The 20,203-nt window shown below is 47.4% G+C and carries 13 protein-coding genes; 6 read left to right on the forward strand and 7 right to left on the reverse strand.

All coding sequences use genetic code 11. The features are described from left to right. Positions 1-162 precede the first annotated feature (162 nt). The 7 genes from DW182_RS11075 to DW182_RS11105 all read right to left on the reverse strand — a co-directional run bounded on the left by DW182_RS11075 (position 163) and on the right by DW182_RS11105 (position 9,140). Positions 163-735, reverse strand: a complete 573-nt coding sequence (locus tag DW182_RS11075) for a PepSY-associated TM helix domain-containing protein (protein WP_118295557.1) — start codon at positions 733-735, stop codon at positions 163-165. Further along, a complete protein-coding gene (locus DW182_RS11080; protein ID WP_118295558.1) occupies positions 722-1,306 on the reverse strand; it encodes a hypothetical protein in 585 nt (194 codons plus the stop codon). The genes DW182_RS11075 and DW182_RS11080 overlap by 14 nt, the downstream gene beginning before the upstream one ends. Before the next feature lie 36 nt (positions 1,307-1,342). Beyond that, positions 1,343-2,884, reverse strand: coding sequence for a DUF6850 family outer membrane beta-barrel protein (locus DW182_RS11085; RefSeq protein ID WP_147400123.1), 1,542 nt, complete (start codon positions 2,882-2,884; stop codon positions 1,343-1,345). A 14-nt stretch (positions 2,885-2,898) separates the two neighbouring features. Further along, positions 2,899-4,212, reverse strand: a complete 1,314-nt coding sequence (locus DW182_RS11090; protein WP_118295560.1) for a DUF4876 domain-containing protein — start codon at positions 4,210-4,212, stop codon at positions 2,899-2,901. Between the two features lie 21 nt (positions 4,213-4,233). Further along, complete coding sequence (locus DW182_RS11095) at positions 4,234-6,966, reverse strand: TonB-dependent receptor (RefSeq protein WP_118295561.1); 2,733 nt, start codon at positions 6,964-6,966, stop codon at positions 4,234-4,236. 181 nt (positions 6,967-7,147) lie between these two features. Continuing rightward, positions 7,148-7,411 (reverse strand): hypothetical protein, encoded by a 264-nt coding sequence (locus DW182_RS11100; RefSeq protein WP_021967645.1) that lies wholly within the window; start codon positions 7,409-7,411, stop codon positions 7,148-7,150. A 370-nt stretch (positions 7,412-7,781) separates the two neighbouring features. Continuing rightward, the gene (locus DW182_RS11105; protein ID WP_118295562.1) at positions 7,782-9,140 is read right to left on the reverse strand and encodes a sigma-54 dependent transcriptional regulator; all 1,359 of its coding nucleotides are present in this window, start codon (positions 9,138-9,140) and stop codon (positions 7,782-7,784) included. A gap of 91 nt (positions 9,141-9,231) precedes the next feature. Here DW182_RS11105 and DW182_RS11110 point away from each other — a divergent pair, with 91 nt between their 5' ends. The 6 genes from DW182_RS11110 (at position 9,232) to DW182_RS11135 (ending at position 20,186) form a co-directional block, all read left to right on the forward strand. Beyond that, positions 9,232-10,071 carry a peptidylprolyl isomerase gene (locus DW182_RS11110; RefSeq protein ID WP_115502050.1) on the forward strand — a complete coding sequence of 280 codons (840 nt, stop codon included), beginning with the start codon at positions 9,232-9,234 and terminating at the stop codon, positions 10,069-10,071. A gap of 31 nt (positions 10,072-10,102) precedes the next feature. Continuing rightward, on the forward strand, positions 10,103-10,465 hold the full coding sequence (locus DW182_RS11115; protein ID WP_118295563.1) for a four helix bundle protein: 363 nt from the start codon (positions 10,103-10,105) through the stop codon (positions 10,463-10,465). Positions 10,466-10,511: 46 nt separating this feature from the next. Next, entirely contained in the window at positions 10,512-11,747 is a 1,236-nt protein-coding gene (locus DW182_RS11120) for a pitrilysin family protein (RefSeq protein ID WP_115502048.1), read from the forward strand. Further along, positions 11,744-13,078, forward strand: coding sequence for an MATE family efflux transporter (locus tag DW182_RS11125; protein ID WP_118295564.1), 1,335 nt, complete (start codon positions 11,744-11,746; stop codon positions 13,076-13,078). The genes DW182_RS11120 and DW182_RS11125 overlap by 4 nt, the downstream gene beginning before the upstream one ends. A 43-nt stretch (positions 13,079-13,121) precedes the next feature. Next, positions 13,122-15,461: a hybrid sensor histidine kinase/response regulator gene (locus DW182_RS11130; protein ID WP_118295565.1), complete on the forward strand. Its 2,340-nt coding sequence runs from the start codon at positions 13,122-13,124 to the stop codon at positions 15,459-15,461. 90 nt (positions 15,462-15,551) lie between these two features. Beyond that, positions 15,552-20,186 (forward strand): translocation/assembly module TamB domain-containing protein, encoded by a 4,635-nt coding sequence (locus tag DW182_RS11135; protein WP_118295566.1) that lies wholly within the window; start codon positions 15,552-15,554, stop codon positions 20,184-20,186. The last annotated feature ends 17 nt before the right edge of the window (positions 20,187-20,203 follow it).

Genomic DNA, 20,203 nt, shown 5'->3' on the forward strand with positions numbered 1-20,203 from the left:
TACATACCGAGGTAAAGAGCGTTACAATACGGGGTAAAGGTCGTTACATCCTGCGGTAAATGCTTTTACCTCTTGTGGTAAATGCTCGGTAAATGCAATGCTTTGATAATTAGATTGCTAACCAATGCTTATACCTCAGGCTATATGTGAAGCTTGAGTCGTTTATAGAAAAAGAAAAAGTAGCGGAATCAGTATACCTGCTGCAAGTTCTATACCTCCGCGTCCCCACAAGCCTTTTGGTCCTTTCAGCATCACCATTCCCGTGACGGTAATAATGATGAGTCCTACGGCAAACACATCTGCGAAGTGAGTCCACCATCTTCCGGGATTGTAATGCAGCTTGGTCAGGGCGCTTATCAACGGACGACGTGTCAGCTTCTCGTAAACGGCTTGCTTGGTCTGCAGATTGACCATCAGGTTGGAACCGCCTTTGAGGAATACCTTCATCTGGTTTTCCTTCGGGAAGTAATGTTTGGTATAGTTCTTTTCTTCACCGAGTGGTGCCAGCAGTTCCAGGACATCATCCTTTTTCATTCCGGCCTGCGGGGGCATCACTTTGGTAATGGTATATTCCTGTCGCTCTACCGAGTAATTGGGATTGATCGTATTCCGGTGGTTCATCACAATTCCGGAGATGGCATATATCAATACCATCCCCGAGAAGAAGAATGAGAGGTCCCGGTGGATTATCCGGCTCCATTTCCGAAATGCGGTTCCCGCCTTACTGAATTTCATAGTTGGCGGCTTCCATATAATAGAATGACAGATAGGGCTTTCCTGATTCGGCCTGACGCTTGGCTATTTTAGCGCGGAAGTCAGCGATACGTGCTTCGGGCGTATTGGCTGTTTCGCCGCGTGCTTTCTTCTCGGTGCTGCATCCGGCTTCGCCTTCACCGTGCTTTTCGGTAGCGGCAGCTTTCAAGCGTGATTCCCATTGTTGCAGATAAGCTTCGTCCACACGTTGTTCCTTCAGGGTTCCGGTGACGCGAACGATACTGTTGACGCACTTCGTATCGAAAGAACCCAGTTTGGCTGCTTCTACACGGATGGTCTGTGTGTCGTCGCTACCCATCAGGAAGATTTTGGTAGCGCCGTGCTTGCAGGCATGTGTACATACACCTTCGATGGTGACTTCCTGGTCGGTCAGTGACTCGGCGTTAGCCAGAAGATCGTCTATTTCCATTGCACCGGTGGTCTGTTCGGTGGTTGCGGTTTCTTCGGTGTTCTTCTGCTTGTTGTTGCAAGAAGTTCCGATAAAGAATAACGCCATGATGGCGGCTGCGATTGATAATGTTTTAGTACTCATTGTTGTTTTTTGTTTTATTGTTAGTTATTATTATTGTTAGAAAGTAACTCCCAGAGATACCTCTATCCGGTCTGTCCCACCACATTTATCATATTCCTGATGCAGCCAGTTGGCTGAGAGGAATACGGCATACCGATCATTGAGTATATAATCCCCGCGCAGTTTGAGGGCAACGGAGGCGTGGTCGTCACTCAGGTAATCGATGTTGGAGAGTAAAGTGCTGCCTACCGGCCCTTTGCCGTCCAGTCCCGTCAGAGAATAATTGGCCTTCACATTGGTAGTATATCCTCCGGCAAGGCTTGCCGATAATAGCATTCTCGATGCTTTCCAGAGAGATTGCGCTTCCAGTCCGCCGCTTGCAGAGGCCATTTTAACGTAGCGTCCGTTTCCTTTATATTCGGGTTTCGTCTGCCAGTAGCCGGCGGTGGGGAGCAGAGTCCATCCCCAGCGGCGGTTCCCGTTGAGGCGTTGTCCTATCCTGCCTTTCAGTCCGGCTTTCAGTGTCGTATTTTTGAACTGGTCCACACTGCTGATTTGGGGATAAATGGTACCGGACGGTTCGCCGAAGATGTTTTCAACACCTGTTCGTTGTTGCAATGCGGCAAGCAAGTGCACTCCATATCCCCATTCACGGTTGCAACGGGTCCATGCGGTTTCCAGCGAAACGTCCACGTTCTTTATCTCATTGATGGGAGTATAATTGGTGCTGGACAACTCTTTGGTCAAGTGGAAGTAGTCCGCCCGCAATGAAGCGGAAAAGCCGTTGTTCTCGCCGTCGTTGCTCACCGAAAGCAAATCGATGCTGCCTCCTATGCCCTCGCCTGTGTAGCGGGTACTGGTCTGCGTTCCTGCAAAGCGAACGTAATCCATACCCAGTCCGAGCATCTGATAGACGGATGTCGAACCTTTGTCGGCAAGGAATGTGATTTCGCTTTTCTGATTGTATTTGCGGGCTTGCACTGCAAGACCTAAATTGTATTTCCCGCTCAGGTTGCGTGAAAGTGCAAGGCTTGCCTGTAAATCGGAAATTATGTTACGCGGACGCGGGTCTTTGTCGCGGTAAGCAATCACTGCGCGATAACCCAGTTCGGCACCGGCAGTCCATTCGCCGAAGCGGTAGGCATATCCTCCGGAGAATTTATACTCTTCTTCTTTCATGAAGCCGCCGATGGAGTCGCCCACTACATAAGGGTAGAGGAGAGAGTAGTCGGAATTCTCATTCCAAACCACATCTTCCCTGCGTCCATTGCGGTAGGAGGCTTGCCCGAAGAGCCGGTTGCGCGGATTCAGTACGACGAAAGAGTTTACTTCTGCGCTGAAATCTTTTCTCCTGTTTCCTTCCTGTGCCAATGCGGCGTCGCCACGTTGCTCGTACAGTCCCTTCACGCTGACGCTTGTCAGGCTGAAAGGACGCTGTTCGAAACGGATGGCGGCATTCTGCCACACCTGGTTGCGGAATACAGCCGTCCGACTGTATTCCGACAATAGTTTTTTTTCGACAGTAAGCGTATCTGCTGCAACCACTCGTAGGGGCAACAGGATTATTGCGGTCAATATGATAAGGAAACGTTGTCTCATGCTTAATCTCTTAATTATTGGGCCGGTAAGAGGGTTGCGCGTACCGAAGGCTCAAAGTCTACGCTTGAGTTATTGGTATCCTGCAATACTTTGCGTCCGTCTTCGGTGGTGTAGGCTGTTCTGCGGACAACTGCCTTGCCGTAGTTCTCGGCAATCGTGCTGTTCACACCTATATAAGTATATCCCATATCCAGTGCCATGCTCGTCAGGTTCCATACATATTTATTCTTCGGACTCATGTTGACAGCGTCTATAATCCAGCTATTGGGGAATTTGTATTCTTTGAATACTTTGGATTGATTTCCGGTTGGTAGCGTATAAGTATATTCGTATTTATAATCTGCCAGATATGTTTCAGAAGTCATTCCCGTCGGCAGGCGTCCGATGGCGTATGCCTTGTTGCCTTGTTTAGCCAATACCCAAACGGTTTTGGTGTAATTGTACATCATGTCCAGGTTGGGTACATCCGGATTGTCTATATCCGGGTTGGAGGTGCTGGTAGACTGGGTGTACCATTCAAAATCAGCCTTGCTCAGGTCGGCCGAACCGGGGTTGGCTTCTTTATGGTTTATAGCATTATCACAAATGGTGATGCTTTCTCCCGGTAATACCGGATAGTCTGTACCGTTTCCGGGAACCATGGCTATCACCTGCACGGTCATGGCTTCCTCCATGATGTCCGGAGTGTAATCATTTTTGGTAACAGTCAAGAATTTAGATTCAAGCAATACCAGTCCGTCGGCATACAGCGTTTCGGAAGAGTTGTTGTGGATGCGGATATATTGGTCACCGTTATACTGCTTGTTTGTTTCCGCATTCAAGGTTCCGGCAGCAAAGATCTCTGCAATGACAAAATCACCTCTTTCATCCTTGTTCAGCACATAGATGGGCAGGTTCAATGATACGGTTCCACCTTTTACTTCAATGTTCTGCTTGGCGCCTTGAACGTCAACATCAGCGGTCTTGGTTACTTCTACCGTTTCTTCTTCTCCGTCCTCATTGGTTATAATCTGGGTTTCCTTGTAACTATAGGATGCGGTACCTATAAAAGTTACGTTATACAGACCGTCGGTCAGCGTGGCCAGTGCGCTTTGGGTTGCCGCACGGGTCAGGGTAGAGGTGTGGTCGATTTTCGTTTCAAGCCCGGTACTGATATTGGTAAACGTGTATGTTCCCGTCTTGACGGTCAGGTCGTCTCCGATACTGTTGATGACATTCAATTCCATGTCTACCTGCGTAGTGGCAACGTCGTCGTCGCTACAAGCGGTCATTGCAAAGCCCCCTGCCAGCAGGAGTGCCCATGCGAAATACTTTACTTTCTTCATCATAATCTGTTGTTTTTATATTTATTAGAATCTTAAATTGGCTTCCATTCCGAAGTATGGATTATAAATGCGCTTTACCTCCCTCGTGCCACTGTGATATATGGGCGCTACATTCAGCAAGCGGTTCACGAATAATGAAAGTTGCATATACTTCCCGATTTCTTTGGTCGCTTTCAGGTTGATGCCCATTTCAAAGGGAACCACTTTGCGGTTGAAGTAATCGTCGGCATATTTGTTTACTAAGTGTTGCAACTGTACGTCCGTGGCGTCAGCTGCTGTGAAGAGATGTACTTTTCCGCCTTTATCTACGTAGCTCACCGGTGTTCCGTTGTTCCAGAGGCTTTGGTTGGCGGTGTACCAGGTGCACTGTGCCGTCACGGAGAAAGCCATTCCTATATTGTTCAGATAGGTGTCGGCAGTGACATTCGTATTGAATACCTCGTTGGTGGAGCCGCTTTCCCAGTCATACAAACCTACGTATTGCAGTTGCTCTCCGTTCAGTATGATGGATGACTCTTTATATTCGGGCATACTATTGCTATAAGTTGTTTTCAGCCAAGCGCCGGTGACGGTAAATCTGGTTTTCAGTTGCTTGATGCGCTGGGACGAGAAAGTGAACTCCACACCCTGCTTGCGTACACGTGTACCGTTTCCGGCCATTTTGTAGGCGTTGATTAAAGTATCTTCAGCATAGGCTAGCCCTTCCAGTGCGGGCGGTCCGGTCAGTTCGGAAGAGTTGATGGAAGAGGTATCATACTTTTTATAAGCCAGTGTGCGGTAATAGGAAATATCGCGGAAAGCATTGTTCATGCGTTCCTGAAAATAGGTGACGGAGAACAGGTTCCCTTTATGTGCCACATTCAGGCGCACTTCCCACTTCTGGTTGCGTGCAGGCTCCAGGTCATAGTTCGTATTATCCCATTTGTAGGTCATCATATTGATGCGTCGGTAATCGGCATTGTTATGATAGTAGTTCAGTTGCACTACATCTACATATCTGGCATCCGGATATAGCTGTGCAGTGGTTGGAAGTTTAGACAACCAGCCGATGCCGGCGGATATGTCAATCAGCCAATCCTCATTGGCACCCAGGGCAGGGAGTTGCCACTTCAGGTTAAAGCGGGGGTCGAGGTATATTTTTCCTTGAATAGCGTAGTCGCCGGATAACCCCAGCAAAGAATTGGCTCGTACACCTGCTGAGAGAAACAGTTCGTGCTTGCCGAGAGATAGCTTCATTTGTTCTTCTGCATAAACAGATACATCCTGCCGGGCAGGGATATCATTATAACTTCTTGGACGAGTGGTCGATGATGTATTCAGCGGGCGGGTGGTGTCGTACACCTGTCCGTCTCCGAAATTCTTGCTGAAGTTCCATTCCGCACCAACTTTCAGCGTATGCGAGCTTTTCATCCAGTTAAAGGCAAAATCTCCAATGATTTTAGCATTTGCATAGAAGGGCTTGCCGTCTACTAATACATTGGCTACATAGCTGTAAGGAAGGTAAAGTCCGTCCGCCTCTCCTTGTTCCGTGCTATTGGGAATACCTGTGGGGCGGTCCAGTGATACGGACTTCCGTTCTTTAATCTGGCTGAGCTCTTGCGAAATGGATGCATTGGCACGCAGTTGGCGCAGGAATGAGCGTTCGGGGCGTTTCAATACCCACTCGCCACCCAGCGTCATTTTATCATAAGTGGACTTGTAAGAATCTTCCTTTACAGTAATATCTTTGTCCCGCTTCACATTGTCGAACGAGCCGGTGTAATCGGCGTTGATTCGCCAGTCTATGTGACCAATCTTTGCTTTGTAGTTGGTATTCAGGCGGGCGGATGCGGTAATGCGTTTGTAGTTCTCACGGCTGTCGCGCGGGTCTACTTTCGAGTCCAGATAACTAAGATCCAGGTTCAGGACATTGGTGCCGCTGATTGCCCAGCCTTTTCCGGCAGAGAATAGCTTGCTTACCTGGTCTGCTTTGAAACGTGCAGTCAGGGGAGAGGCGCTTGATTTTCGTTTGATGTTCACTAATCCTCCGGTCAGGTTGCCGTATTCTACAGAAGGTATGCCTCGGATGATTTCCACACTTTCTATGTTGTCTGTTGAAAGCGTGCGCATGTCTACGCCTTTGGATACGGACTCTTTGTCACCCTGGTTTGTTCCTTGTAGGTATTGCAGGTTGGCATCAGTGTTTACTGTCATACCGTCCACAACGAATCCTACTCCCAAAGAAGCAATAGTCTCGCTGGTGTTTCCAGCTTCACGGATTTTTATCAGATTAACATTGCCCATATTCGGGTCAACAGACTTTCCGCCGGGAAGTAGTTCCAGCAAGTCAGTGAAACTTGTCGGTTGCAGATGCTCCATTGCCCTGCGGTCTATCTTTGACGCACTGGTCAGTCCCTTCGACTCCGAAGCGGTAATCACTACCTCATTCAGTGCTAGGGTCGATGATGTGAGTTGGAAAGACTGGCTTGTATTTTTGGAGATAGAGAAAGTCTTTGTCAGCTTGTCATATCCCAGATAAGAAACGGTTGCCGTATAGGTTCCGGCTGCTAATTTGGTGAAAGAATACCGGCCGTTTTGGTCACTGAGGGCACCATACCAAGTCTTATCTGAGGTCTGCAATTGAATGGTGGCAAAACTTAAAGGCTCTTTGGTCTGCGCATCTTGTATAGTTCCGGTGAGGGTGTAACCCTGTTGGGAAAAGGCAGATAAGTGATTGATAAACAGAATTGTTATGATATAAAAAACTTTGCAAAACATCTCTATCGATTTGTTTGCAAAGGTATGTAGAATGGAAAAGGTGGGAAATCGCTATTTATTGGTAATTTTTGTGCGGAGTGGTGCGGTTTGGTACTTACATGTAGGTATTGGACTAAAACGACAAAAGCCGTTCCCCAGAATAGACAAGGAGGGAACGGCTTTTGTGTCAGTGTGCTTACTATTATTCAGCAGGCTGTGCAGGTGTTTCCGTTGCAGGAGTACCATTGGCGGGAGCGTTGGCTGCAGGTTGTTCAGCTTTCGGTTCCTCTGCCTTTGGTTCTTCTGTTTTGGGTTCTTCCTTGGCAGGCTCAGCGGTTTTGGGCTCTTCAGTATTTCCCGTTGCCGGTTGTTGCTGTTGAGTTTTCACCGGGTCCTGAGCATTTGCCACGAAAGAACCACCACAAACAAACATAAACAGGGCTGCTACTAATACTAACTTTTTCATAATCATTTGCTTTTAATTGTTATATTAAATATATATTTTATAGTTAAGAGTTTAGGTTTCCTTTTTTTGATTTAGGAAGCTTGACGCTTACATAAAATATACTCGCAAAGCCCGTGCCAGTGAGAATGCTAATTAGACAAGTTATTGATTACTAGTGTTGTTTGTGGCTTTGGAATATGTGGTACAGTGTGGAATTGTGTGGAAAGTGTGGAATCAGGTGTGGAGAAATTCCACACTAAGGTACTCTGTTGCATACCAAGTCCGTGTCAAGCCCGTACCAAGTCCGTGTCAAGTCCGTACCTATTCTAACTGTATGGATACGGAGTAGGTACGGACTTGATGCGGTTGGGATACGGTGCAAAGAACCTTTTTAGCTCTCTATTTCGTAAAGTTTTAGCTTATTATACAGGGTTTTGCGGTCTATGCCCAACAGTTGAGCTGCCCGGCTCTTGTTATTTCCCGTTTGCCGCAATGCTTCGATTATCTGATGCTTTTCTGCTTCTTCATTACGCAAGGGCAGACCTACATGGGGATGAGTGACTTGCTGCAACTCGGTCAATTCTTTCAACGTGATAAGTTGGTCTTGTGCTAATAGGGTGGCACGGCGTACCACATTCTTCATCTGTCGCAGATTTCCCGGCCAGTGGTATTCCAGCAATGCCCGGGATGCTGCATCATCAAACCCGATCAACTGTTTATCTAGTTCCCGATTGGCTTGGTCGAGGAAGAAGTTGGCAAAGAGAAGGATGTCTTCTCTCCGGTCCTTGAGTTCGGGCATGCGTAGAGTGAACTCATTGATGCGGTGGAACAGGTCCTGGCGGAAAGTCCCTTTTTCGATGGCCTGTTCCAAATCTTCATTCGTAGCAGAAACCAGGCGTACATCTACAGTGATTTCTTTATTGGAACCTACCGGACGTATTTTCCGTTCCTGTAAGGCACGTAACAGTTGTATCTGGACTTCGTAACTGAGATTGCCTATTTCATCGAGGAAGATGGTTCCTCCGTTGGCTGCAACAAAGGCTCCAGTTTTGTCTGTCAATGCTCCGGTGAATGAACCTTTTACGTGTCCGAAGAACTCAGATGCGGCAAGTTCTTTCGGGATGGAGCCACAGTCGATGGCAACGAAAGGCTGACCGGTACGCTTGCTGAGTTGATGGATACGGTGGGCTACATATTCCTTACCCGTTCCACTGGCACCATTGATCAGTACCGACATAGTGGTGGGGGCAACCAGTCTTACATAATTATAAAGTTGCTTGGCCGCATCACTCTCTCCTTCCAGGTAGTCAGAAGACGGGGTGCCGCCTGCATCTTTTTGATGGGTACTTTCTCCTTTTCCGGAACTGATGGTTTGTCTGGGAGGAGCAGCGGGTTGTTTCATTGCCTCACTGATTTTCTTTAGAAGTTCGTCTGGATTTACAGGCTTGGCAACGTAGTCGCTGGCACCTAATTTCATAGCTTGCACCGCCGATTGTATATCGGCATAGCTCGTCATCATGATGAGCGGAATGGACAGACCTTGCTCTCCCAACCACTTCAACAGGTCGATGCCGTCCTTGTCGGGCAGACGCAGGTCGGACAAAATCAAGTCGGCACCCTCTGTCTCCAAATGTTTCTGGGCGCGGGCGATACTGCTGACGGAAGCTACCTGAAAGCCTTTTTTGCCTAACCAGGTCTTCAGCATCATACCGTAAGTAATGTCGTCTTCAACGATGAGTATAGATTTCATTGCCTTATCTTTTGTCTCTTTTAAGACACAAAGGTAAACCGATTTGTCTGAAAATCGTATATTTGCAAACTTAATTTAAATAAAAAGCGTTATGAAGAGGAATTTCATCGTATTATTAACCATACTGATTTGCAGCGTTACAGCCTGCCAATCGGGACAAAAGAAAGATAGAAACATGGATCAGGAAACTAAATTGAAGATCGAGACAACTGCGGGTGACATTATCGTGAAACTGTATAATGAGACGCCGCAACATCGTGATAACTTCATCAAACTGGCGGAAGAGGGTACATACGAAGGTACATTGTTCCACCGTGTCATCAAGGATTTTATGATACAGGCAGGCGACCCTGAGTCAAAGAATGCTCCGAAAGGAAAGATGCTGGGTGCAGGTGATGTAGGTTATACGATTCCGGCTGAGTTCGTTTATCCGAAGTATTTTCATAAGAAAGGTGCATTGTCGGCTGCGCGTCAGGGTGACAATGTGAATCCTAAGAAGGAATCGTCGGGTTGCCAGTTCTACATTGTGACGGGTAAAGTGTATAATGACACTACGTTGCTGGGTATGGAGAACCAGATGAACCAGAACCGTCTGACAACAGTGTTCAATGCTTTGGCACAGAAACACATGAAGGAAATCTATAAGATGCGTAAGGAAAATGACCAGGATGGTCTGATGAACTTGCAGGATACACTGTTTGCACAGGCTGAGGCGGAAGTTGCCAAGCAACCGGAGTTCCACTTTACACCGGAGCAGGTGAAGGCTTACACTACGGTAGGTGGTACCCCACACTTGGATGGGGAATATACTGTATTCGGCGAAGTGATCGAAGGCATGGATATAGTAGATAAGATACAGCAGGTAAAAACGGACCGTAGCGACCGCCCGGAAGAGGATGTGAAAATTGTTAAGGTCAAGGTGATAAAATGATAGGATGATAAGATGGTAAGATGATAGGAGGATGGAGAAAGAGGATATTATAAAAGATAAGAGTATGGATTTTGCTATACGTGTCGTGAATTTATGTAAATATCTTAAAAAGGAAAAGCAGGAATATGAGATATCCAAACAATTAGTTCGTTCAGGTACAGCAATAGGTGCTTTACAACGCGAAGCTATGCATGCTGAAAGTCAGGCGGATTTTATTCATAAGTTTGCTATTGCGCAAAAAGAATGTAATGAAACCTTGTTTTGGTTAGAACTTCTGTATAAAACTGATTATCTTACTTCGGACGAATATTTCAGTATAATTGCAGATGCCAAATTGTTAATGGGCTTAATTACTCGTAGTATTAAAACTGCGAAAAGTCATATACCTAGCTAATAATCCTATCATCTTACCATCTTATCATCCTATCATTCAAAATAATATGAAGATAAATAAATATAGTCTTAATAACGGTCTGCGACTGGTGCATTACCAGGATCTCAGTACTCAGATGGTAGCACTGAACATCGTTTATGATGTAGGTGCCCGGGACGAACATCCCGAACATACCGGCTTTGCCCATTTGTTCGAACATCTGATGTTTGGCGGTTCTGTGAATATACCCGACTATGATGCTCCTTTGCAGTCGGCAGGTGGCGAAAACAATGCCTGGACGAACAATGACATTACAAACTATTACCTCACTGTTCCCAAATCGAATGTAGAGATTGGCTTCTGGCTGGAGTCCGACCGTATGATGGAACTGGCATTCAGTGAACAAAGCCTTGAAGTGCAGCGCGGTGTGGTCATGGAGGAGTTCAAACAGCGTTGTCTGAACCAGCCTTACGGAGATGTGGGACATCTTATCCGTCCGTTGGCTTATGAGGTGCATCCGTACCGCTGGCCTACCATCGGAAAGGATTTATCGCATATCGAACAAGCTACACTGGAGGAAGTGAAGTCATTCTTTTACCGCTTTTATGCACCTAATAATGCTGTACTTGCCGTTACCGGAAATATATCGTGGGAAGAAACTGTCCGATTGACAGAAAAGTGGTTTGGCCCGATTCCCCGCAGGGATGTGCCTGTGCGACAATTGCCGCAGGAACCCGTACAGACAACGGAACGTAGACAGGTGGTGAAACGGCCTGTCCCCCTGGATGCACTGTTCATGGCTTATCATATGTGTAGTCGAGAGCATCCTGATTACTATGCTTTTGATATTCTTTCAGATATCCTTAGTAACGGACGTTCCAGTCGCTTGAATCGTCGGTTGGTGCAGGAACAGAAATTGTTCTCCGGCATAGACGCTTATATTTCGGGTACACGTGATGCGGGATTGCTGCATATCAGTGGGAAGCCATCAGCCGGAGTATCACTGGAACGGGCTGAGGCCGCTGTACGCAAAGAGTTGCAGGAGTTACAGCAAGTGACGATAGAAGGAGAGGAACTGGAGAAAGTAAAGAATAAGTTTGAATCTACCCAGATATTCGGGAATATCAATTACCTGAATGTAGCCACAAATCTGGCATGGTTCGAATTGACCGGACAGGCAGAGGATATAGACCGTGAGGTAGAACGGTATCGCGCAGTGACGGCAGAGCAGCTGAAGGCAGTTGCCCAAGAGACTTTCCGTGAGGAAAACTCGGTGGTATTATATTATGAGAAAGATAAATGAATAGATTAATTGCTACATACAAGGGGCATTATAAAGCCCTCTTTTACTTAGGACTTCCCATCGTTATCGGCCAGATGGGTGTCATTGTTCTCGGATTTGCCGATACTCTGATGGTGGGACACCACAGTACGGCCGAGTTGGCTGCTGCTTCTTTCACCAACAATCTTTTCACACTTTGCATTATTTTCAGTACCGGTTTCTCTTATGGACTGACGCCTGTAGTGGGTGAGTTCTACGGTAACCGTCGTTTCATGGAGGCCGGACAAGCTTTGCACTCAAGTCTGCTTGCCAATGTGTTGGTAGCGCTGTTGCTGACACTTATTATGACTGTCGTCTATTTCTGTGTGGAATATATGGGGCAACCCGAGGAACTGATTCCGCTGATAAAGCCTTATTTTCTGGTTCTACTTGCATCCTTGGTGTTCGTCATGCTGTTCAATGGCTTTAAGCAGTTTACAGATGGCATTACTCAAACACAGACTGCCATGTGGGTGCTTCTTGGTGGAAATACATTGAATATCATTGGTAACTATATACTGATTTACGGAAAGTTTGGTTTTCCGGAATTGGGGTTGTTGGGCGCGGGTATCAGTACCCTGTTCTCGCGTATTGTTATGGTCATTGTTTTTGCACTGGTTATTTTCCGTAGTCGCAGATTCTTAAGATATAAGGCGGGGTTCTTCCGCCTGGGATGGTCAAAACAAATGTTCAGGAAATTGAATGGACTTGGGTGGCCTGTCGGTTTGCAGATGGGCATGGAGACGGCGTCATTCAGCCTCAGTACGATTATGGTCGGTTGGCTGGGAACTATTGCTTTGGCGTCGCATCAGATTATGCTTACTATTTCTCAGTTCACCTTTATGATGTTTTATGGGATGGGGGCGGCGATTGCCGTTCGCGTCAGTAACTTCAAGGGGCAGAGTGATATGGTGAATGTCCGCCGTTCGACATATGCCGGCTTTCACCTGATTATGGCAATGGCAGTGGTGCTTCTGAGTATTGTGTTTCTGTTGCGCAATCAGGTCGGGGGCTGGTTTACGGATAGCGTGGAGGTTTCTGCCATGGTATCTTCTTTGTTCTTTCCATTCCTGGTTTACCAGTTTGGTGACGGATTGCAAATCAGTTTTGCCAATGCCCTGCGTGGTATCGCAGACGTAAAACCGATGATGTTCATTGCATTTATTTCCTATTTTGTTATATCTTTGCCTGTAGGATACTTATGTGGTTTCGTGCTGGGTTGGGGTACGGTCGGCGTATGGATGGCTTTCCCATTCGGACTGACGAGCGCAGGTATTATGCTTTGGCTGCGTTTCCGTTATAAAGCAAGATGAAGGAAAGTGATACTATCACCCTATCACTATTATAATATAAATTATGAATAATGTCTCCAAGAAGAAGATAGCTGCCGGTTATGTGGTTCTGTTGGCAGTCTTGCTTTATTCCCTGTTCTTCGTGCACCGGGAAATGGAGAACCTTATGAGCTCGGATAATAGCGATATCCTGCGTACGGATAGTCTGATAGGGCTTTTGCGGGAAAAAGATGCTAATACGGTCCGCTTGCTGCGTACGCTGAGCGAAGCCAATGACAGCATGATTTCCGCTCGGGAGGTGGAGCAGATTATAGCTGAGCAGGATACCATTATCACCCAACAGCGTGTGCAACGTCGTGTTACTGCCCGTCGTGATACCGTTGTGACACAACCTAAGAAGAAGGGTTTCTTCCGCCGTCTGGGGGAAGTTTTCGTTCCACCACGCAAAGATTCTGCTATTCAGGTACAAACTACCCTTGAAGTTGCTACGGATACTGTGCTTGATGCTTATAATCCTGTTGATTCACTGCACGCGAAATTGCGTACCGTTGCCCAGCAAAAGAAAGCAACTAATAGTGTGATACAGCGCCGTAAGCGAACTCTGCAACGCCTTGATCATGCGCTGAGTGCCCGTATTGATAGTCTTTTGAAGGGATATGAACAGGAAACTCTGCTGCGTGCCCGTGAAGAGGCCGAGTATCAGAAAGCAGTGCGTCATCGTTCTGCTACGATTATTTCTGGTATTGCTGCGGGGGCTGTTGTGTTGTCCGTTATCTTTCTTGTTATGATCTGGCGGGATGTTACTCGTAGTAACCGTTATCGGCGTCAGTTGGAAGAAGCTAACCGCTTCGCCGAAGAGTTGCTTGCCTCTCGCGAAAAGCTGATGCTTGCCATTACCCACGATTTCAAAGCTCCCTTAGGTTCTATCATGGGGTATGCAGATTTGCTCTCCCGGCTCACTGTTGACGGACGGCAACGTTTCTATCTTGACAATATGAAAACCTCCTCAGAGCATCTGCTGAAACTGGTTACCGATTTGCTCGATTTTCATCGCCTCGACTTGCACAAAGCTGAGATAAACCGTGTTACTTTCCATCCTGCACGCCTGCTGGAAGAAATATACGTCAGCTTTGAACCGTTGACTTCTGCCAAAGGATTGTCTTTGAAATGTGAGATAGACCCCGAACTGAAAGGAACCTTCATCAGTGACCCTTTACGCTTGCGCCAGATTGTCAATAACTTGCTTTCCAATGCAGTGAAGTTCACTTCGGAAGGTGGCATTACACTGACTGCCAGTTTTGTGCCGAAGGGTGATTCGGTTTTCTCCGGAAATCACTTGAAACTTTCTGTTATCGATACGGGAAAGGGAATGGAACCCGGTGACCGTGAACGCATCTTCCAGGAGTTTACCCGTTTGCCGGGAGCACAGGGAGAGGAAGGATTCGGCTTGGGATTATCTATTGTCCGTATGCTGGTGCAACTACTTGAAGGACGTATCGAAGTGGATAGTGTACTTGGAAAGGGGAGTACGTTTACGTTGCGGGTACCTTTGTATCCGGTGGCTTTGAATGATACTTCCGAGGTGAATGAACAGAATAATGCGAATTCATCCTCTTTACCTGCTCAAACTCCTGCTTTGCATACCCTCTTGATTGATGACGACCGTATCCAACTCACTCTCACTTCTGCTATGCTTGCACAGAGTGGCATCACTTCTGTTTCTTGTCTGCAATTGGATGAATTACTGGAAGCTCTCCGTACCGATACTTTCGATGTATTGCTTACCGATGTGCAAATGCCCGCCATGAATGGTTTCGACTTACTGAACCTGTTACGTGCTTCGAATATTCCGCAAGCTAAGACTATACCCGTGATTGCTGTGACTGCCCGTAGTGATATGCAACGTGAAGAGTTTCTGAAACATGGTTTTGCCGGAAGCTTGCACAAACCATTTATGGTGAATGAACTGTTTGCAGAATTGGATATTGAAAAGAGAGAAACAGGTCTTGTTACTCCACAGAATCATGTAGAAATGGATGCTGTACAGACGGATAGGATCGCAACTGAAGCAGTTCCTGTTTCTGCATTAAATTTCTCTGCTCTCACTGCTTTCTCAGGTGATGATCCTGATGCGGCAAAATCTATTCTGGAAAGTTTTGTCACAGAAACACGTCTGAATGCTGATCGCTTGCGACAGGCATTAGATGCTGAAGATACAGATGGCATAGCTGCCATGGGGCATAAGATGCTTCCTCTGTTTACTTTACTGGGAGCCGATGAACTTGTTGCTTTATTGAAAGAGCTTGAAGACTCACGCGGGCAAGTATTCAGTGAAAAGATAAAAGAGAAATCCTTCTCAGTACTCGCTCTGATTGAAGATGTCGTGGCACAGGTAGAGGAATAAATAGCCTTTTTCTCTTCTGCATCAACCAAATGTCGTTAGAATTTGTTTACTTTGTAACGATTTAAACACTGACTATCGATTGACGTCCTAATGAAAAGAAAATGGTTGAAATGGGTAATGTGGATACTACTTACCCCTATCATATTATTTGTAGTACTGATGGTATTGCTTTATATCCCTCCTGTACAGAGCCTGATACGGAAGCAAGCCACTGCCATTGCATCCGAAGCAACGGGTATGGATATATCTGTTGACCGCATCGACCTCCGCTTTCCGCTGAACTTGCTGGTACGCGGTGTGCAGGTCATTCAGCCTATACAGGCAGATAAACAAATGCCTTCTGCTCTCGGTGACTCCCTTGCCGTGAAACAGGTTTCCGATACCCTACTGACACTGGAAAGCCTGAACGTGCGCGTGCAGGCATGGCCGCTGATACGCGGACAAGTAGAAGTGGACGAGGTTACTGTGAACGGAGTTTTCCTGAACTCTGCCGATTTGATAGAGGGTATCCGCATACGTGGTGTGCTGGGGCGTTTCTTTCTTGAAAGCCATGGTGTAGACCTGAAGAAAGAAGATGCTGTCATCAACCGTGTGGAGCTGAGTGATACTCATATGCTTGTTGTGATGAACGACACTACCACTACCGAACCGGATACCACGACTACCGCCCTTAACTGGAAAGTGGCTTTACACAAGTTAGCATTGAAGAACGTTTCTGTTGATTTGCAAATACCGCTGGATTCCATGCGTCTTGCTGCCCGTCTGGGTGATGCAGAGGTGGATGATGCGGTTGCTGACCTGGGCGGACAGATGTACGGTCTGAAGAAATTTGAATTGAGCAGTACTACAGTAAACTATGATACGGGTAGCCAATTGCTCAGTGCTATTAATAACTTGATAGATACCGATAGTCTTGCGGCTACCGATAGCACCGGTGTGAAACCTGCCTCGGGCTTCGATGCTTCGCACATCGCTTTGCGGGATATTCGCATTGGGGTGGACTCCGTGCTTTATCATGGACGGAATATCAATGCTGTTATCCGGGAATTCTCCATGAACGAACGTTCCGGGCTGAGCATCACTTCACTGACGGGACGGGTATTTGCTGATTCCACTGTTATTCAGGTGCCTTCTTTAAAATTGCTTACCCCACACAGTGAAATGGATTTCATCGCCCAGACTTATTGGGAATTGGTAGAAATTCCCACTTCCGGACGACTCTCTGCCCGTTTCAATGCCCGCATCGGCAAGCAGGATGTAATGCTCTTTGCAGGTGATTTGCCTGACACATTTAAGGAGGCGTATCCTTTCCGTCCCCTTACTATCCGTGCCGGTACGGAAGGTAACTTCAAGCAGATGCAGATTTCCCGCTTCAATATCGACCTGCCGGGTGCTTTCACCTTGAATGGTGGTGGTGAGATTTGGAACCTCACCGACAGTTTGACGCGCAATGGAAGCATTGACTTTGATATCCGGACACAGAACCTGAATTTCCTTACCGGATTGACTGGTGTCACCCCCGATGGTTCTATAGTTGTGCCGGACAGTATGCACCTTGCTGCGCGACTTGGTTTGGATGGCCCCAATTATGATGCCAGCCTGAAATTGAAAGAGCGCGAAGGGCTGTTGAATCTGCTGGCTCGTTACAATACTTCTACCGAAGCCTATCAGGCAGACCTTCATGTAGATGCCCTGCAAGTGCACCATTTCCTGCCTAAAGATTCTATCTATACCCTTTCGGCCAAGGTTGCCGCCAAAGGAAAAGGATTTGATCCAGCCAACCATCGCACTGTGGCTGCTGTGCAAGCTTCTCTCGGTGAATTACAATACGGACACTGGAATATTTCCGGCATTGACCTGACAGCCGGATTGAAATCCGCTCTTGCCACTGTACACATGACGAGCGACAATGCCCTGCTGAAGATGCAGGCGGATGCAGATATGCGTCTTGACCGTAAATACCTGGATGGTAAGATGGCTATGAATGTGGAGAATGTCGGTCTACATGAGTTAGGTATTTCTCCTAAACCATTGAAGCATCCTTTCGCTTTCACTCTCGGTGCCGAGGCACGCCATGACTCTATCAAGATGAACATGGATGCAGGCGACCTCGACTTTCAGTTCCGTGCCCGCAGTACCTTGCAGAAACTGATGGATCAGGGCACTGCCTTTGCCACACTTCTTACCCGGCAGATAGAATTGAAGCAACTCGATCATGCAGAATTACGGAAAGCACTGCCCTCAGCCGGTATGCAACTGAAAGCCGGTAAGCAGAACCCTGTCAGTTATTTCCTGGCAACCAAGGATATTTCTTTTGATGACTTTATATTGCGTTTCGGCACTACGCCCCGACGTGGTATCAACGGACGCACTGCTATACATGGTCTGCGCATGGACTCCTTGCAACTGGATACCATTTTCTTTGCCATCAGCCAGGACACTGCACGCATGAAGTTGCAGGGTGGTGTCATAAATGGTCCGAAGAACCCGCAGTTTGTCTTCCGCAGTACACTGACGGGTGAAATCCGTAATGAAGATGCCGAACTGACCCTGAATTATGTGGATGCGAAGGGAGATACCGGACTTGATCTGGGTATCAATGCCCGTCCTTTGATAGAGGGGCGGGGTAGGGGGAATGGTATTGCCTTCCGCCTGACACCTGCTGAGCCTATCATTGCTTACCAGAAGTTTCACTTTGTAGATAACAGCGATTGGATTTATCTGCACAAGAATATGCGCGTCTACGCTAATGTCGATATGGACAGTGAGGACGGTCTCTGCTTCCGTATGCAGTCCGACCGGTCTGACACCGTTTCCTTACAGAATATCAATCTGGAATTAATTCGTTTCCGCTTGGATAAACTAAGCGGCATTCTGCCTTATATGCCCCGTATCACGGGACTTTTCTCTGCGGAAGCAAACTATATACAGACGGCAACTTCACTGCAAGTCTCCGCTGAGGCCGATGTGGAAAAGCTGACTTACGAACGCCAGCTGGTAGGTAATATCGGACTAGGTGCTACATGGCTTCCGGGTGATAAAGGCACGCACTATCTGAACGCCTATTTCCGGTCGGGAGACCAGGAGGTACTGACTGCCGATGCCGTGCTGACACAGAAGAATGGACGCGATTCCTTGGATGTAAACACCACCTTCGAGCATTTCCCGCTCTCCCTTGCCAATGCTTTCGTCCCCGACCGTATGATTACTTTAACCGGTGACATCGACGGTGGGCTCAACATCAATGGTGCCATGGAGAAACCGCAATTGAGTGGTGACCTCTCGTTGGATAGCGTATCTATCTATGCACGTCAGGCCGGCGCACGATATTGGTTTGATAACCGCCCGCTGAAGATAGAAAACAATAAACTCATCTTCAATAAGTTCGCTATCTACACCACCAGCCGAAATCCCTTCACGATAGATGGTAACGTGGACTTCCGTAATATGGACAGGCCAACGGCGAACCTGAACCTACGTGCACAGAACTATACATTACTCGACGCGCCCCGTACCAAGGAAAGCATGCTCTACGGTAAAATCTTTGTAGACCTGAATGCTACCGTGCGCGGTCCGCTGGATGGGCTGACTATGCGTGGAAACATGAATTTGCTTGGAAATACGGATGTAACCTACGTGCTGACCGATTCGCCGCTGACGGTGGAAGACCGTTTGGGTGAGCTTGTGAAATTCACTTCCTTCACGGACACCACTTCGGTACAGCAGACGGAAGTGCCCACTATGTCCCTTGGTGGTATGGATATGCTGATGTCCGTGCACATAGATGATGCTGTGCGCTTGAGGGCTGACCTCAGTCCCGACCGTAGCAGCCGTGTGGAACTGGAAGGCGGAGGCGACCTGAATCTCCAATATACTCCGCAAGGCGACCTTACCTTGTCCGGTCGTTATACCTTGATTGGTGGTATGATGAAATATGCCCTGCCCGTCATTCCTCTGAAGGAATTTCAGTTCACCAACGGCAGTTATGTGGACTGGACGGGCAATCCGATGAATCCCAAACTGAACCTGACCGCTACGGAGCGTGTCCGTGCTTCGGTGGCGGATGGTGACGGTGGAAGCGGTTCACGCATGGTGAACTTCGACGTTTCCATCAGCATCAAGAATAGTCTGGAGAACCCCGACCTGAGTTTCAACCTGAGTGCGCCTGACGATGCCACCGTGCAAGGCGAACTGGCAGGTATGAGTGCGGATGAACGCAGTAAACAGGCCATTACCATGCTTGCTACAGGTATGTATCTCTACAATACTGGAAAAGGCGGTGGCCTGACAATGGGTTCTGCCTTGAACAGTGTGCTTCAAAGCCAGATCAATGCGCTGACCGGAAACCTGAAAAATGCCTCCCTCAGCGTCGGTATAGAAGACCGCACCGCTGCTGAAACGGGTGATAAGCAGACGGACTATAGTTTTCGCTACTCGCAGCGTTTTTTCAACGACCGTGTACAGATTATTATTGGCGGAAAGGTATCCAGTGGTGCCAATGCCACGAATGATGTGGAGTCGTTCATTGATAATATTTCTCTGGAATATCGTCTGGACAATAGTGGAACACGCTATGTACGTGTATTCCACAACAAGAACTATGAAAGCGTGCTCGATGGTGAAATTACCGAGACGGGCGTAGGCCTTGTGCTCCGCCGGAAAATGGATAAGTTGAGCGAACTGTTCATATTCAGGAAGAAGAAAGTTGAACCGGTGAGTGAATAATTACTCATTCGCATACA

This window comes from Bacteroides sp. AM16-24 (assembly GCF_003471885.1).
In the GTDB taxonomy this organism is placed as follows: Bacteria; Bacteroidota; Bacteroidia; order Bacteroidales; family Bacteroidaceae; genus Bacteroides.